General features: G+C 69.6%; 9 protein-coding genes and 2 pseudogenes. 7 read left to right on the top strand and 4 right to left on the bottom strand.

Annotation, left to right across the window (positions count from 1 at the left end):
• Positions 1 to 155: 155 nt before the first annotated feature.
• Positions 156 to 698 carry an integrase gene (locus IE271_RS38695; protein WP_229919900.1) on the top strand — a complete coding sequence of 181 codons (543 nt, stop codon included), beginning with the start codon at positions 156 to 158 and terminating at the stop codon, positions 696 to 698.
• Positions 699 to 733: 35 nt separating this feature from the next.
• Here IE271_RS38695 and IE271_RS38690 read toward each other — a convergent pair whose 3' ends face one another.
• On the bottom strand, positions 734 to 1,342 hold the full coding sequence (locus IE271_RS38690) for a barstar family protein (protein WP_229919899.1): 609 nt from the start codon (positions 1,340 to 1,342) through the stop codon (positions 734 to 736).
• A gap of 585 nt (positions 1,343 to 1,927) precedes the next feature.
• Between IE271_RS38690 and IE271_RS42960 the strand changes: the two are divergent.
• From IE271_RS42960 to IE271_RS38660, 6 genes and pseudogenes are all read left to right on the top strand, one after another.
• Positions 1,928 to 2,215 (top strand): annotated as a pseudogene (locus IE271_RS42960) (transposase); the annotation flags it as partial.
• Between the two features lie 9 nt (positions 2,216 to 2,224).
• Positions 2,225 to 2,437, top strand: coding sequence for an IS3 family transposase (locus IE271_RS42955; protein WP_229919901.1), 213 nt, complete (start codon positions 2,225 to 2,227; stop codon positions 2,435 to 2,437).
• A gap of 80 nt (positions 2,438 to 2,517) precedes the next feature.
• Positions 2,518 to 4,071 (top strand): TIGR02677 family protein, encoded by a 1,554-nt coding sequence (locus IE271_RS38675; protein WP_190195141.1) that lies wholly within the window; start codon positions 2,518 to 2,520, stop codon positions 4,069 to 4,071.
• Positions 4,068 to 5,414: a TIGR02678 family protein gene (locus IE271_RS38670; RefSeq protein WP_190195140.1), complete on the top strand. Its 1,347-nt coding sequence runs from the start codon at positions 4,068 to 4,070 to the stop codon at positions 5,412 to 5,414. The genes IE271_RS38675 and IE271_RS38670 overlap by 4 nt, the downstream gene beginning before the upstream one ends.
• Entirely contained in the window at positions 5,411 to 9,565 is a 4,155-nt protein-coding gene (locus IE271_RS38665) for a TIGR02680 family protein (protein ID WP_190195139.1), read from the top strand. Before IE271_RS38670 ends, IE271_RS38665 begins: the two co-directional genes overlap by 4 nt.
• On the top strand, positions 9,562 to 10,839 hold the full coding sequence (locus IE271_RS38660) for a TIGR02679 family protein (RefSeq protein ID WP_190195138.1): 1,278 nt from the start codon (positions 9,562 to 9,564) through the stop codon (positions 10,837 to 10,839). The genes IE271_RS38665 and IE271_RS38660 overlap by 4 nt, the downstream gene beginning before the upstream one ends.
• A 306-nt stretch (positions 10,840 to 11,145) precedes the next feature.
• On the opposite strand, the gene IE271_RS38655 is transcribed toward IE271_RS38660, so the two are convergent.
• The 3 genes and pseudogenes from IE271_RS38655 to IE271_RS38645 form a co-directional block, all read right to left on the bottom strand.
• On the bottom strand, positions 11,146 to 13,452 hold the full coding sequence (locus IE271_RS38655; RefSeq protein WP_190195145.1) for a UvrD-helicase domain-containing protein: 2,307 nt from the start codon (positions 13,450 to 13,452) through the stop codon (positions 11,146 to 11,148).
• Between the two features lie 4 nt (positions 13,453 to 13,456).
• On the bottom strand, positions 13,457 to 14,395 hold the full coding sequence (locus IE271_RS38650) for a hypothetical protein (protein WP_190195137.1): 939 nt from the start codon (positions 14,393 to 14,395) through the stop codon (positions 13,457 to 13,459).
• 28 nt (positions 14,396 to 14,423) lie between these two features.
• Positions 14,424 to 14,538: pseudogene (locus tag IE271_RS38645) on the bottom strand (IS5/IS1182 family transposase); the annotation flags it as partial.

The following is a 14,538-nucleotide window of genomic DNA, read 5'->3' as shown; positions in this document are numbered from 1 at the left end:
CGAAACGCTCAAGGGCGCCCGCCGCTTCGACGGCGCCCGCGACTGCCGCCTGGCCGTCTTCCGCTGGATCGCCCGCTACAACACCCGCCGACGGCACGCGGCCAACGGACAACAGGCTCCGATCGTCTACGAGCAGCAGTCAGCTATTTTCACACTTGCCGCATAACAATACGAAGGGTGTCCACTCACAAGGGACAAGGTCCCACATCGGTGCCGCACTGCTCGGTCACCTCAGCATCCAGACCACCCGTGGCTACGTCGCCGTCTTCGACGAGGATGTGATCCGCCACTACCAGGCCCACCTCCACCAGAGGCGCCAGGTCCGGCCCTCGGAGGAGTACCGGGACGCCACAGAGCAGGAGTGGACCGAGTTCGAGGAGCACTTCGACCGCCGCAAGGTCGAGCTCGGCTCCTGCGGACGCCCCTACGGCACCCCCTGCCAGCACGAACACGCCTGCATCCGTCGCCCGATGCTCCACGCCAATCCCAAGAAGCCCGCCCAGCTCTCCGAGCTCGAAACCGACCTCCTGCAACGCAGGACGCAGGCCGAGGCCGAAGGCTGGATCGGTGAGATCGAGGGCATCGACCTCACCCTCACCTTCCTCCGCGCGAAGCGCGACGAGACCCAACGCCGAGCCCAGCGACCAGCTGTCCACCTCGGCATCCCCGCACGCCGCCGTCCGCAGACGTCCGAATGACGTTCCCCAGACCGATGCCTCGAAGCAACGAGCTGTCACCTAAGGATGACGCTCACACCCCGTTGCTCGAAGATCTCCAGAAGGAGGTCGAACAGCACAAGCTCGCGATCACCGGCGGGCACGCGTTCCGCCAACCGCGTCCGAGCCTCGGCAGAAAAGTCCCAGTGCAGGGTGAACGGAGTGGTCGCGCCCCAGCCACCTCTCAGACAGTCGTCCAGAGCGTCCAGGTTCCAGCCGAAGTATCCACCGGGTCCGTTGATGGCCTCACCGATCGCGCAGTAGAAGGTGTCCCGGTCAACAATGTGTCGGCCATCCAAGGTGAACACCTGGCCTGCAGGCGCATCGGGCTTCCCCTGGCGTTGGTACTCCCGGGACCACAGGGCCACCGACAGCCACGCGTGTCGGTCCTCGGATGTGAGCCCGTGCCACATTCCGGTGTGGTTCAGGTGACCGGTGCGGACCAGCTCCCACGGTCGTTCCGCACCGGGCAGCGCGTTCTCGCACCAGAGCGTCACCGTGAGGTCGACGAGGCCGGCACCACTGGCGGAGGGCTTGACGTCGATGACGATGACCTCGTTGACGAAGTAGGACCCCATCGCGGCGCCGTCACCGTCGAGGAGCTCGAACCAGACGTTCCCCGCCACGGCACGACGACTGCCGACATGGTCAACGCACCTCAGTAGGCCACCCTGCGGGAGGCAACCCACGAGGTGTACTCGGCGCGCACCTTCCTCATCCGGCAGGGACGTGAACAATCCCTCGGCTTCGTAAGCGAAGCACCAGAAGTCGCTGTCGTCCTCGTCCGAGGTCAGCGCGTACTTCTGCCCCCCGCCGCCCCGCCCTGATGTTCGCATCGCACCCCCAATGAGAGCGCTGATCTTACCGACGCGTGGGGATCTGCCCTGCGGTCGCCGGCGCCGCCACCCCTGACCCCATCCCATCCATCTCGAGGCCCTATGCGAAGTCACATACCTGCCTTCACCCATGAGAGTGAAGTGCAGAGAAGCACTCTCACCTACACTTACGACCCTGCTGGTCGGCTCATCTCCCGCGCCAACGTCCTGGGCCAGACGACCACCTTTGACCGAAACAACCTCGGACAGATCATCCGCAAGAATGCCGGCGGTCAAGTCACCACCTACTCCTACGACCTCACAGACCAACTCGGTCAGGTCACAGTGAACCGTTCCGGGTTCGATAGGGACTCGATCGTTTGAGAGGATCGAGTCATGGCACGTCCTTCCCAGTACCCGCTTGAGCTGCGCCGTCGTGCGGTGCGGATGGTCGCCGAGGTGCGGCCCGACTACGACACCGAGTGGGCCGCGATGAAAGCGGTCGCCGCGAAACTTGGGATCGGCACGACCGAGACGTTGCGCAAGTGGGTCCGGCAGGACCAGGTCGACGCCGACGCCTGGCCGGGCACCACGACCGAGGAGTCGGCCGAGCTGAAGCGGCTGAAGAGGGGGAACGCCGAGCTCATGCGGGCGAACGAGATCCTCAAAGCCGCGGCGTCTTTCTACGCCCTGATGGAGAGCACGATCGGCCTGTTCAAGACCGAGCTGATCAAGCCCCGGCGGCCATGGAAGACGCTGTCCGACGTCGAGCTCGCCACCGCCGAGTACGTCGACTGGTACAACCACCGGCGACTCCGCGGTGAGACAGGCCACGTCCCACCCGTCGAATACGAGAACAACCACTACCTCACAACCACAAAACCCCAGGTCACACCCAACATCTGAGATCTCTACCGAACCCGGGGCAGTTCACCTCTACGGTGAGGACTAGGAGGCCGCCGTGGCGGTGATGAGGGGAGGCGCGCGTGCGCAGGGTTCCACCGGAGCTGTTCCGGTTCACGACCGTGGAGAGGTCCGATCTATACGGTGCGGTGCTGGAGGCGTTCGGCGTGGCCGGCGAGCACCTGGAGACGGCGCTGGGACTCGAGGCGGTGCGCGAGCGGCTGCGAGGCGTGGGATGGCTGGCAGCGGTCGGGGACGAGGAACTGCACGAGGTGCTAAAAAAGCTCGTCCAGTGGGAACTGCTGGACGTCGTGCACAACCACGCGGAGAACTACCGCACGGCCGAGGACTACGAGCGGCGCAACCTTCATTACTCACTGACCCGTCGGGGTGAGGCCGCACTCGCTGGTGTGCAGCACGCGCTCGAGGTCCTGTCCTCTACGGGGGCGCTGCAGACGGCCGTGCTGGAGGCGATTGCCGACCGGCTGGACGAGCTGTGCGTGCTCTTTGCGGAGCCCGCCTCGGCCGATCGGCGGATCTTCGCCACGCTCCGGGAGTTGGAGGGGCATCTGGACGCTCTGGTGGAGAACACCAAGGCGTTTAACGGCGAACTGCAGCGGCTGCTGCGTGCCGAGGGCGCGGATCTGGAGGTGTTCCGCGAGGTCAAGGCCGCTACCGTCGCATATCTACAGGAGTTCCTGGTCAACCTCGACCGACGCGGGCAGACGGTCGCCGCGGCCGTGGCACGGGTGGAGGAGCGGGGAGTTGCCCTGTTGCGTGAGCGGGCTCTGCGCGGGGCCGAGTTGCCGCCGGTGGCCGGGGAGCATCCGGCGGCCGGCTGGCTGGAGAGCAGGCGGGCACGCTGGGCGGGCCTGCGGGCGTGGTTCCTGCCGGAGGACGGGGCGCGACCTCGAATCGAGCAGCTGCATGACATTGCCCGGCGAGCCATCGTCTCGCTCCTGCAGGTTTTGGAGCGGATCAACGAGTCACGGCGCCGTTCCTCCAGCGCAGTGCAGGACTTCCGGGAGCTGGCGCGCTGGTTTGCCGCTGCCCCGGAGGAGGAGGACCTGCACCGGCTGTGGTCGTCGGCCTTCGGTCTGGGATCGGCACGCCACGCTCACCTCGTGCACCCCGACCCAGAGCTGATCCCGTCGTCCCAGTCCTGGCACGAGGCCCCACCGGTGGAGGTGTCGGCGCTTTTGCGGACGAGCGGACGGACGGAGCGCTTCACCCGCACGGGCCGGGTGCGGGACGTCGCGGCTGTCAGGGCGGAGCGCGCCGAGCGGGCCCGCGCGGAGCGGGCGGAACTCGCACATGCTTGGGAAGTGCTGGAGACGGGCGGAGCCGTGCGCCTGTCGTCCTTCGGCGCGCTTGATCCCGCGGTCTTCGACCGGCTGCTCGACCTGCTGGGCCGGGCTCTGTCCGCCCGACCGGATGCGGGTGGCCTACGCCGCGCCACGACGGGGGACGGCCGGGTGGAGATCGTGCTGGCTCCCCCTCCCGACGAGCGCACCGCCGTACTGCGCACCTCGAGGGGGTCACTGGCCGGTCCGGACTACGTCGTTCACATCACCGCGGCGGGCGGAACGAGCGCCTTCCCGACCCCACGCACCGAGCAGCAGGAGGCCGCCGGATGAGCACTCTGGCCAATCAACTTGCCGCCACGGAGAGGGAGGACGTCGCGCGCGCTATCCGCCTGCTGCTGGCCCGCCCGCTGCTGACGGAGGCCGCCGACCCGGTCGGCTTCGACCTGGTACGGCGCCGCCGCGAGCCGCTGGTCCAGTGGTTCGACTACACGTGCGGCTGGAGCTTGACGATCGAGCCCCGCCGCGGCTACGCCCGCCTCGCCAAGGTCCGCGTGGACTTGGACGGCTCCCGTCCGGCTCGCAGAGCGCGTGCCGGCCGCGCGCCGTTCGACCGCCGGCGTTACGTGCTGCTGTGTGTGACCGCGGCGGAGCTGCTGTCGATGCCGATGACGACCATCGGGATGCTTGCCGACCGTGTCGTCCAGGCCACGGCGGCCGACCGGGCGCTGGCCGCGTTCGACCCTGTCCACCGGCCGGAACGGATGGCGTTCGTCGACGTCCTGAAGCTGCTGGAGTCGTACGACGTGCTGCGCGCGGTGGACGGCACGACCGAGGCGTACGTCGAGTCTGCGGAGGCGAAGGTTCTCTACCGCGTGGACACCACACTGCTGATGCGGCTGCCTGCCGCGCCCGTCGGCGCCTCCCGGCTCGCCGTGCCCCCGGACGATGTGCCCGCACGGTTTGAAGAACTGCTCACCGGTCTTGTCCTCGAGCGCCGCTACGGCGCCGTGGCCGTCGACGGGACGGTGAACGAGACGCACGGCGAGAGTGCCGCCACGGACGCGCAGCGCAACCTGAAGCTGCGTCACTCTGTTCTGCGTCGCCTTTTCGATGACCCTGTGCTGTACCGGACGGACCTCACCGAGGACGAGCTGGCGTACGTCACCTCCCTGACCGGGCGACAGATCATGCGCCGGTCGGTCGAGCAGGCGGGCTTCCTCCTGGAGGAGAGGGCCGAGGGCTTCCTGGTCGTGGACCCGGATGGGATCGCCACCGACGTCCGCTTCCCCGACGACACCTCCACGGCCCGGGTCGCCGCGCTGCTCCTCCTGGAGCCGCTCTGCGCCGCTCCGGCCGGACTGCTGCCCGAACAGCTCGGCGAGGCAGGAGCGGATCTGCTGCGCCGCTTCCCACGCTGGGCGAAGGCGTATCAGTCGCAGGACGGCGCGGCCCGGCTGGCCGACGACGCGGTACGCGTCCTGCGCGATGTTGGCCTCGCCCGCATAACCCGGGGCCGTGTCGTCGCGAACCCGGCCGCCCACCGCTACCGGCTGACGGAGACGACGAGTGCGGATCCGGAGGCCAAGCGCGGATCCCAGCAGCACGCGAGCCCACGCGAGACGGCAGGCGCCACGGCTCCCGCTGGTGTCGTCGCAGAAGGAGACCAGCAGTGAGTGTGACCGAGCTTCCCCTTCCACGGCAGCCGGAGTCCACCGAGCCGGCCGGGACACCTGCCTCTGCGACGCGAGCCGCCCCTGGTCGCTGGCAGCCGCACCGCGCGGGCATCCTCAACGTCTGGCGCTACTACGACGAGACCTTCACCTTCCACCAGGGTCGTCTGCTGCTGCGCGGCCAGAACGGATCGGGCAAGTCCAAGGCCCTCGAACTGCTGCTGCCCTTCCTCTTCGACGCCAGCCTTCGCCCCAACCGCCTGTCCACCTTCGGCGGCTCGGAGCGCACCATGCACTGGAACCTGTTGGGCGAAGGCGCCTCCGGCAAGACCCGTGTCGGGTACGTGTGGATGGAGTTCCGCCGCGCCGGCGACGACGGCACCGTGCGGTGGTTCGGCTGCGGGGCACGCCTGCAGGCAAGCGTGCACACCAGCGGGGTGCACGTCGACTACTTCACCACCGGCTCCCGGATCGCCCACCCCGACGGCGTGCGCCTCGTCAACGACGCGGAGCAGCCGCTGACCCGTGCCGCTCTCGTCGAGGCACTCCGCGACCATGGCGAGGTGCACGCCTCGGCCACCGATTACCGTACGGCCGTACGACGCGAACTCTTCGCCGGTATGGCGGAGCAGCGCTATGAGTCACTGCTGTCCGCCCTGCTTCAACTGCGCCAGCCCAAACTGTCCGAACGGCTCGACCCGTCCCTGCTCTCCACCCTGCTGTCCCGCGCCCTGCCGCCCTTGGGCGAGGGCGAGATCGCCGAACTCGCCGAGGGTTTCGAGCGGCTGGACCGCCAGCGTGAGCATCTCAAGCGGCTCGACGACGAGGTGAGCGCGGCCGAGACCGTCGCTTCCCGGCAGCGGGCCTACGCGCGACGGGTGCTGCGCGCCGGGACCGCGGCACTGATCTCGGCGACCACCGAGATGGACAATCTCACCCGGGTGGCCCGCCAGAGCGCCGAAGAACTGGAACAGGCACTGGCACAACGCGAGACGACCCGGGCCAGGCGCGAAGAACAGGAGCTGCGTGCGCACGCCCTGGAGGAGACCGTCGAGGGCCTGCGCGAGAGGGACGCCTACAAGCAGGGTGAGGAACTCGACCGGCTCCGGCGCCGCACGCAGGACGTGACCGCCGCCGCCGGACGGCAGCGCGCCAGGACCCAGGCCGCTCAAGCCGCAGCGAAGAAGGATCAGGAACACGCCGAGGAGGCTGCCGGGCAAGCACGCGCACTCGACGAGCACGCGCGTGACCTCGCCGAGGAGGCACACCGGTCGGCCCGGGCAGCGGGCATGGAATCCATCCACCACGAGATCAGGACGATCCTCGGAGCGGAACGGGACATCGCAGACCTGGGCGGCGGCACGGCGTGGACAGGCGGCCGCCCATCCGAGGACTCCGGTCCCACCGGCACGAAGGACGACAGTGGAGCCCGCCAGGCCCGACGGCTGTTGCGCGGCGCGGTCACCGCGCGACGCCAGCAGGTCGGTCACATCACCGAGGCGATCGACGAGCACGACCGTGCCGTACGCGACCGGGGTGCCGCCGAAGACCTACTGGACCAGGCCCGTAGCCGACTCGCGGAGGCGATCGTCCGGCGCGATGCGGCATCCGGCGCCTTCGACGACGCTCTCGCCGTACAGGCGGAACGGCTGCTCGCCTGGGCCGAGAACTGCACGGAACTACGCATCGCCGATGTCGGCGATCTGGCCGCCACGGCTGCGACCGAGACCGAAGTGAGAGCGCTGGTCGAAGCAGCCGCGCGCCCGCTGGAACAGGAGATCGCCACGGCGGAGGCCACTGTTCGAGCCGCCAGCCAGAGCCTGCGGGACGAGCGGAGCCGACTTAAGGTGGAGGTAGGACGGCTCAGCGGCGAGACTGACCTTGCGCCCGCGCCCCCGACCACCCGTACCGCCGTCCGCACCGCGACGGCGGGAGCACCGCTGTGGCGGCTGATCGCCTTCCACGAAGGTGTCCCACTCACCGTTCAGGCCGCAGTCGAGGCAGCGCTGGAGGTATCGGGCCTCCTGGACGCCTGGGTCAGTCCGTATGACGGGATCACGCTGCCGGGACACGACACCCGCGCCGAGGCCGCCCTGGCCGTGCCCGCCCCGGGGCCCAGCCTGCTGGAGGTACTGAGGCCAGAGGAGGACATCCCCGTCCCCACCGCCACCGTGAGGCGCGTGCTCGCCGGCATCGCGTACGGCACGACGCTGTCCGGCGATCACCCCGCGGCCATATCCGCCGACGGCGGCTGGCGTCTCGCACTCGCCACCGGGACGTGGAGCAAGCCGGAACCCGCATACATCGGCGCCCTCGCACGGCAACGGTTCCGGCAACGCAAGATCAGCGAACTGACCGAGCGCATCGGCGAGACGAACGCCTCCCTCGCCGCACTCGACGACCGGTTGCGCGGCCTCGCTGCCCGCCGCGCCCAGCTCGACGCCGACCGCGCCTACCCCGACTACCAGGAACTCGACGCCCGACGGCGGGACTGGGGCCGAGCCGAGGAGACGGTGGCCGCCCGGGACGACGCTGTACGCGATGTCGCCAGCCGCCTCGCGCGCATCGAGAACAAGGTGACGGATGCCCTGCGCGCGCTCACCCGCCGAGGCGCCGAACACGGATTGCCCACCGACCGCGACCAACTGCGTGAACTCTCCATCGGCATCGACAGATTCCGGGACACCGCCGACAACTGGGTAGACGCCCGCCTTGCCGCGACCACCGCCGCCGACAGTGCCCGGCGAACGGCTGCCCAGGCAGAGCGGTCACATCGAGCCGCCGAAGAACAGGCCGAAGCCGCGGATGCCGCCGAAGCGGAGGCGGCGGGCCTGAAGGCGCGCCTGGAAGCGGTGGAGGCCACCGTCGGCGAGGACTACCGGCAGATCGTCGCCCGCGTCACCGAGGCACGGGCCGAACTGCGCCGCTGCCGTGATGAAGCCAGCCGGGCAGCCGATCTCCTGCTACACCTGGAAGGACGTATCGGGGGACTGCGCGCCACCAGCGGACAGGACGCCGAACGACGGGAGCAGGCCGTCGCGGCCCGGGACGGTGCGGCGCGCCGGTTCCGGCATCTGTGCCTGGTCGGGCTGGCCGAGGACGCCGGCATGACATTGGAGCCCGACGCCGGGGACGGCACGAAGGCCACCCTGGAGGCCGCCCGTGCCGCAGCGGCGAAATGGCCCAACGTCCCGCACGCCCCACGCAATCTGGGCGACGCCGCGACCCGCCTGTCGGAGGCGGTCCACGAGGCCCGCCAACGCCTCGGCGTCCGTGCCGACCTGGACCTGGAACCCGACGAGGACATCCAGCTCTTCACCGCCACCCTGGATGGCGTACGGGTGGGGGCGACGGGCCTGCTCGCCACGCTCACCCAGGAGCGCGACCGCAGCCGTGACGACATCACCACCGCGGAACAACGCCTCTTCGACCAGATCCTCACCGGGGACATCCGCCGCCACCTAGCGGCCCGCATCCGCCAGGCAGGCGAACTCGTCGACCGCATGAACAGGCACCTGGAGCAGGTGCGGACCGCCTCCAACGTCGCCGTCCAGCTCGTCTGGGACGTCCGAGCCGATCTCCCGGACAGCACCCGCACCGCCCGTCAGCTGCTGCTCAAGGACTCCGGCCGGATCACCGAGACCGACCGGGAGGCACTGCATGCGTTCTTCCGCGCCCGTATCGAGGAGGCCAAGGGCAGCGACACGGCCGCGAGCTGGGAGGAACAGCTCGGCGAAGTGCTGGACTACACCGCCTGGCACCGCTTCACCGTCCGCCTCGACCGGGCGAACGGGACCGGCTGGCAGCCACTGACCAAGAAGCTGCACGGCGCGCTGTCCGGTGGAGAGAAGGCCATCGCCCTGCACCTACCTCTGTTCGCCGCCGTCGCCGCCCACTACGAGGCCGTTCCCCTGGCACCTCGGCCTATTCTGCTGGACGAGGTCTTCGTCGGCGTCGACACCGTCAACCGCGGACAGGTCTTCGCCCTGCTCGCCGCACTCGACCTCGATCTCATGATCACCTCCGACCACGAGTGGTGCACCTACGGCGAACTGCCCGGCATCGCCGTCCACCAACTCCTCACCGGTGAGGGCGACGACGCCGTCACCAGCGCACGCTTCGTCTGGAACGGCACCGACCTGGAGACGGGATGACCCACACGGATCCGACCCCGGGCGAGGCCACCCTGCGCCGCCCCGAACTCCTCACGCTCTGGCACACGGTCCACAACCGCCTCTCCACCGGCCGTCCCGTCACACGGGTGCGCCTGGGGCCGCTCGACGACACTCAGCGCGAGGCCCTTGCGGACCTCCTCGGCCTGGACCGCCTGCCGGACCCTCGCCCCTTTGTCCCGCTCGCCCGCCTGGAAGAGGCCGTCACCGAACTGTGCGGCGGCCGTACGGTACGCGAGATAGTCACCGAACTCATCGGCCCCCTCGGCGACCGGGCGGGCGAGCGGCGACGCGAGGACAGCGAACGCGCGGCACTGTGGTCCTGGCTGGCCGACCACGACACCGTACGGGCGCAGCCGGTGCTCTCGGACTGGGCCGCCTCCTGCCGGGCTGCCGGCCTCATCGGCGGCTCGGCGGAACGCACCCGTACCCTGCTCACGGACGCGCTCAAGGTACTCACGGCGCTGCCCGGCCAGGCCGAACCGCTGCCTGTATTCGCTGCCCGGGTCCTGAACGGCCATGCGCACGCCCTCGACGACGGCACCCCGCTGTCCACGCTCGTCCTGCGCGCGCTAGCAACCTTGTACGACATGCCTCTCCCGCAGTCCACGGCCGACCGGCGCGCCCTGTGGACTCGTGCGGGCATCGCCGACGACGACCTGTCCGCCACCGTCCTGGTCGGCGGACTGCGCGCGGCCGGTGACGGCCTACTCGCCCATGTGACCCGCGTGTGCACCGAGGCCGGCCAGGCAGCCAGTCTGACTCTCGCCCAAATCCGGGCCCCGGGCGAGCTGACCCTGAGCGCAGTTTCACCAGCCGTTGTCCACGTCGTGGAAAACCCCAGCATCCTGGCAATGGCCATACGTCGCTTCGGCCGCCACTGCCCGCCACTCGTCTGCACATCCGGCTGGCCCAACAGCGCTGCGATTCAGCTCCTACGCCTGCTCGCGGACCACGGCGCCGTCCTTCGCTACCACGGCGACTTCGACGGCGAAGGCATCCGCATCGCCGCGTACGTCATGAACAAGACATCGGCGCATCCCTGGCACATGACGGCAGCGGACTACCGCGCAGCGGTCCTCCGCCACCCACATGGCCCTCAGCCAGGGCGCATCACCGAGGCGCCGTGGGATTCCGAGTTGGCCAAGGCCATGGCAGAGCATGGCACGGCGGTCGTGGAGGAGCTGGTGGCCGATGCGTTGTTGGAAGACCTCGCTGGTGCGGCTCAGCAGAAGCGCCCCCCGGGCTGCCCATGACACTCGTTTGACGCTCCGAGCGGCCAGGCGGTAGCTCCGAGTGGTCGGAAACCTGCGCTGACACGTGACTATGCCGACTTGGCCGACACGCGACGTGTGTCCGTCAAGGATTCAACCCCTACCTGGCCCCGCCCTAACGAAGACCGGTAAGCGGTGCGCGCCTCATGAGGGCCGATGACTCGGCGTCATCAGTGTCCGCAATGCGTGGCCCCGTTTCGCGCTTTCAGCCCACCTTCCGTTTGCTGAAGTGGGTCAGCATTCGTACGGCACGTCCCGAACGCTGACCCACTTGGAAGGCGTAACAGCTCAAACTGGCAGGTACGGGCTGGGCTTGTCGTGCCAGCTGATGCGGAGTGCGTCACGGGCGCGGGTCGCGGCCACGAAGAGCAGCGAGCGTGCCTTGAGTTCCTCGCGGGCGCAGCGCTGGGGGTCGGTGGTGCGGTAGCGCTCTATGACCGCGGTGCGGGGGATGACTCCGTCGCGGGCGCCGACGATGGCCAGCTTCTGGTATTCGAGGCCCTTGAAGCGGTGCATGGTGCCGACGTGCACCTCGCCGTCGCCCTTGGGTCCGTCCTTGGTGAGTTCGGCGACGGTGATCCCTGCCTTGGTGGCCAGGTGGAACATCACCTGGCTGACCATGTCCCGTTCCGCGACGCACACGGCGATGCTGCCGCGCGGGTCGCGGCGCTGGCCGGTGCCGCCGTTGCCTGTCGTGATTTCCTCGCGCCAGGCGGTCAGCGTGGCGGCGAGCTGGGCGAGTTCGTCGTCCCAGGAGGTGCAGGGGACCAGGTCGGGGACAGGGCCGCGGAGGACAGAGCGGTACCCGTTGAGGTTGTCGGTGCTGTCGTCGAGGTCGTCGTAGGCGAGGTCCTTGCCGGTGAGGTTCACCACCTGCATGGCCCGGGAGAGGATCTCCTTGGTGGTGCGGTAGCTGAGGGTGAGCCTGGACGAGCGGCCACGGATGTGGACGCCGACGGTGCCGAGGGTGACCTGCTGGTCGTAGATGCGCTGGTGCGTGTCGCCGGCGATGAACAGGTCGTTGGGGCCGGGAGCGACCATGGCGCGCAGCATCTTCCAGTGCGCGGCGCGCAGGTCCTGGGCCTCGTCGACGACGATGTGGCGGTACCGGTGGTGGAGGAAGCGCATGCCGGAGCCGTCGTCGCGGTGGATGAGGTCCTTGCCGCCGATGGCTTCCTTGTACTCCTGCCGCTCTCTGATCTTGGCGTCACGCTCCATCGCGAGGCGGGCGGCGCGCTCGGCGGCCTGACCCCAGGTCTCCAGGCCTTCTTTGTCCAGGCGGGTGGTGAACTGCTCCAGGATTTTCCAGATCTGGGCGCGCTCAGGGCGGGTGACGGAGCGGCCGCGGCCGGCGCGGCGGGCGTCGAAGTACGCCTTCCGGGTGCCGATGGACTGGCCGAGGATCACCTGGTCCCACTCCTCGTAGAGGAACTCGGCGTCCCAGCGGCGCTCGTCCAGCTCCAGCAGGAGCTGGCGCAGCACGTTGAGCGCGGCGGTGTCGTAGACGCGCTGCCTGACCGCGCCCTTGACGGCGTTCTCGCTGAGGACACGCGCGGCGAGCTGGTCGATGTGGGCGATCTCGACCCGGGCGAGCAGCTCGGGCTCCATCAGCGAGGCGAGCCGGGCGCGCAGGTCGGTGGTGAGGTTCTTGGTGAACGTCGTCAGCAGGATGGGCTTGTTGTGCCCCGGCGGGAGCTGCTCCGCGAGGTGCCTTACCCGGTGGAGGGCAACGATCGTCTTGCCGGTACCGGGGCCGCCCGAGACGCGGGCCGGACCGTTGTAGGTGTGGTGGACGAGCTTGGCCTGGGTGGGGTGCAGGAAAACCTTCCAGGCCCGGAAGTCGCCCTCGTCCAGGGCGGCTTGGATGTCGGCGTCGATGGTGGTGACGGTGGTGCGGGCGAGCGCGGCACCGAGGTCCTGCTCGTAGTCCTGGCCGAGGTCGACCTTGACCGGGGCGGTGATCTCCTTGCGGACCTCGTCGAGGGACATGCCGGCGGCGAGTCCGTACAGGATGTCCTTGGACAGCAGCGGTGCGCCGGTGACCAGCTGGTCGAGTTCGTCGCTGTCGGTGACGGCGAGCGCGAGGTCGATGAGCTGGTCGGCGACGCCCAGGTCACGCAGGTCGTCGGCGGTGACGCCGGTGAGCAGGGGCTCCGCGGCGGCCGGGGCGGGCTCGGGCGCGGGCTCCGGGGTGGGCTGGGGCTCGGGTTCGGTGGGGGTGAGGGTGATGCCCGCGCGCTGCAGCACGCTCTCGCCCACGACGGAGAGGTCCACGAACTCGATCTCGCCCGTGATCCGGTTGATCGCGACCGAGAGTTCCTCGTAGACGTGCTTGCGGTGGCGTACCGCGATGACCAGCCAGTTCTCCTGCCCCTTGTCGTCGACGCCGGCCTTGGCCAGCAGGGCCCGGTAGGACTGGTCGATCTTGGCGCGGAAGACCCGGCCATCGCCCTTGAGGGGCTTGAGGTCCAGGCCGGGGTGGTCCGGGTCCTCGCGGAAGCGGTGGCAGAAGTCGTAGAACTTCCCCTTGACCGAGCGATCGAGCTTGTACAGCTCCTGTTCGGCCTTCTGGTACAGGCTGAGCCGGGCGGTCATGGGATCAGTGCTGCCTTCCGTTGCCATGGGAGTCGTGAGGGTCGTTCGTGGCGCCCGCTTCCGGAGCGTCGGGGAGTGCGTCGAGGAGCGGTTCGAGGTGGTCGAGCCAGTCGGCCGCCGTACGGACCGTCCAGCCCGCGTCGGTGTAAGCCTTGTCGCGCCGGTGAGCTTCCTCGTCGTCCTCGCCGTGCGGCGGGGCGACGACGGCGATCCGGACGCCGGGGTCCTGCCAGGCGAAGTCGGCCGGCCAACCTCGTGCACCGAGCTCGTAGCCGAAGACGGGAGCCTGCTTGCCGTGTTCGGCGAGCTTGCGGGCGAGCCGGGTGAGCGCCGAATCCGGCTCGTCCTCTTCCAGCAAGGGGAGAATCTCCTCGTCCCAAGCGGCGTCGCGCAGCAGCCGGGATACGGCCCGCTCGGCGACGGAGCCGTCGGCCTCCGCCTCGGCCGCTGCGGTGGCGGGCACGTCCTGCGCCAACGCCGTCGACGGTTCCTGCGGTTGGTGCGCGGCGATGAGTGAGTCGAATTCGCCGATGCCGCCCGTGACGGCCAGCACGTCGACCGGGAAGGCGGCCGCACGGCTGCCGGCCAGCTGGACGCCGTCGCCGCCGGCGAACGCCAGGAACTGCAGCAGGTTCGACCAGTACAGCCAGGCGCGCCAGCGCAGCTTGTGCTCGTCGGTGCCCAGCACGTCGTCGCGGTCGTCCAGAACGGCGAGGGCGCTCCACCGCACTGCCTTCGCGTCCTCGCCGGCGGTTGCGTCGACGGTGAAGAGAAGAGGCAGGCCGTACCGGTCGGTCGCCTGGAGCACCAGGATGGCCCCGTCGCCCGTGACCGGTTCCGCGGACGGCTCGCGGCCCGCGCCGTACGCGTCGAGCGCGGACCTCAGAACCTGACGTGCCTGGCCGCGGTCGGCCTGCATCGCCAGGGCGGCGGGCTCGGCCATGAGGCCGCCCACCAGGGCCCTGGCCCGGGTCGCACTCCGCGAGGGTCCGTCGAGCAGGACGTACTCCGGATCGGCCTCACGCAGGACCTTCAGTAGTCCCGGGGCGCGCTCGGCGAGCAGGCCGACCACCGCGGTGGTGTAGG

Origin of the sequence: Streptomyces minutiscleroticus, assembly GCF_014650875.1 — a bacterium.
Classification (GTDB): Bacteria; Actinomycetota; Actinomycetes; order Streptomycetales; family Streptomycetaceae; genus Streptomyces; species Streptomyces minutiscleroticus.
The sequence above is the reverse complement of the archived record's forward strand: the minus strand, read 5'-3'. Positions and strand labels throughout refer to the sequence as shown.

Coding starts and splice junctions, on each gene's coding strand:
- IE271_RS42955 (WP_229919901.1), top strand. CDS start 2,225: ATGGAGAGCACGATCGGCCTGTTCAAGACCGAGCTGATCAAGCCCCGG.
- IE271_RS38670 (WP_190195140.1), top strand. CDS start 4,068: ATGAGCACTCTGGCCAATCAACTTGCCGCCACGGAGAGGGAGGACGTC.
- IE271_RS38660 (WP_190195138.1), top strand. CDS start 9,562: ATGACCCACACGGATCCGACCCCGGGCGAGGCCACCCTGCGCCGCCCC.
- IE271_RS38655 (WP_190195145.1), bottom strand. CDS start 13,452: ATGACCGCCCGGCTCAGCCTGTACCAGAAGGCCGAACAGGAGCTGTAC.
- IE271_RS38650 (WP_190195137.1), bottom strand. CDS start 14,395: ATGGCCGAGCCCGCCGCCCTGGCGATGCAGGCCGACCGCGGCCAGGCA.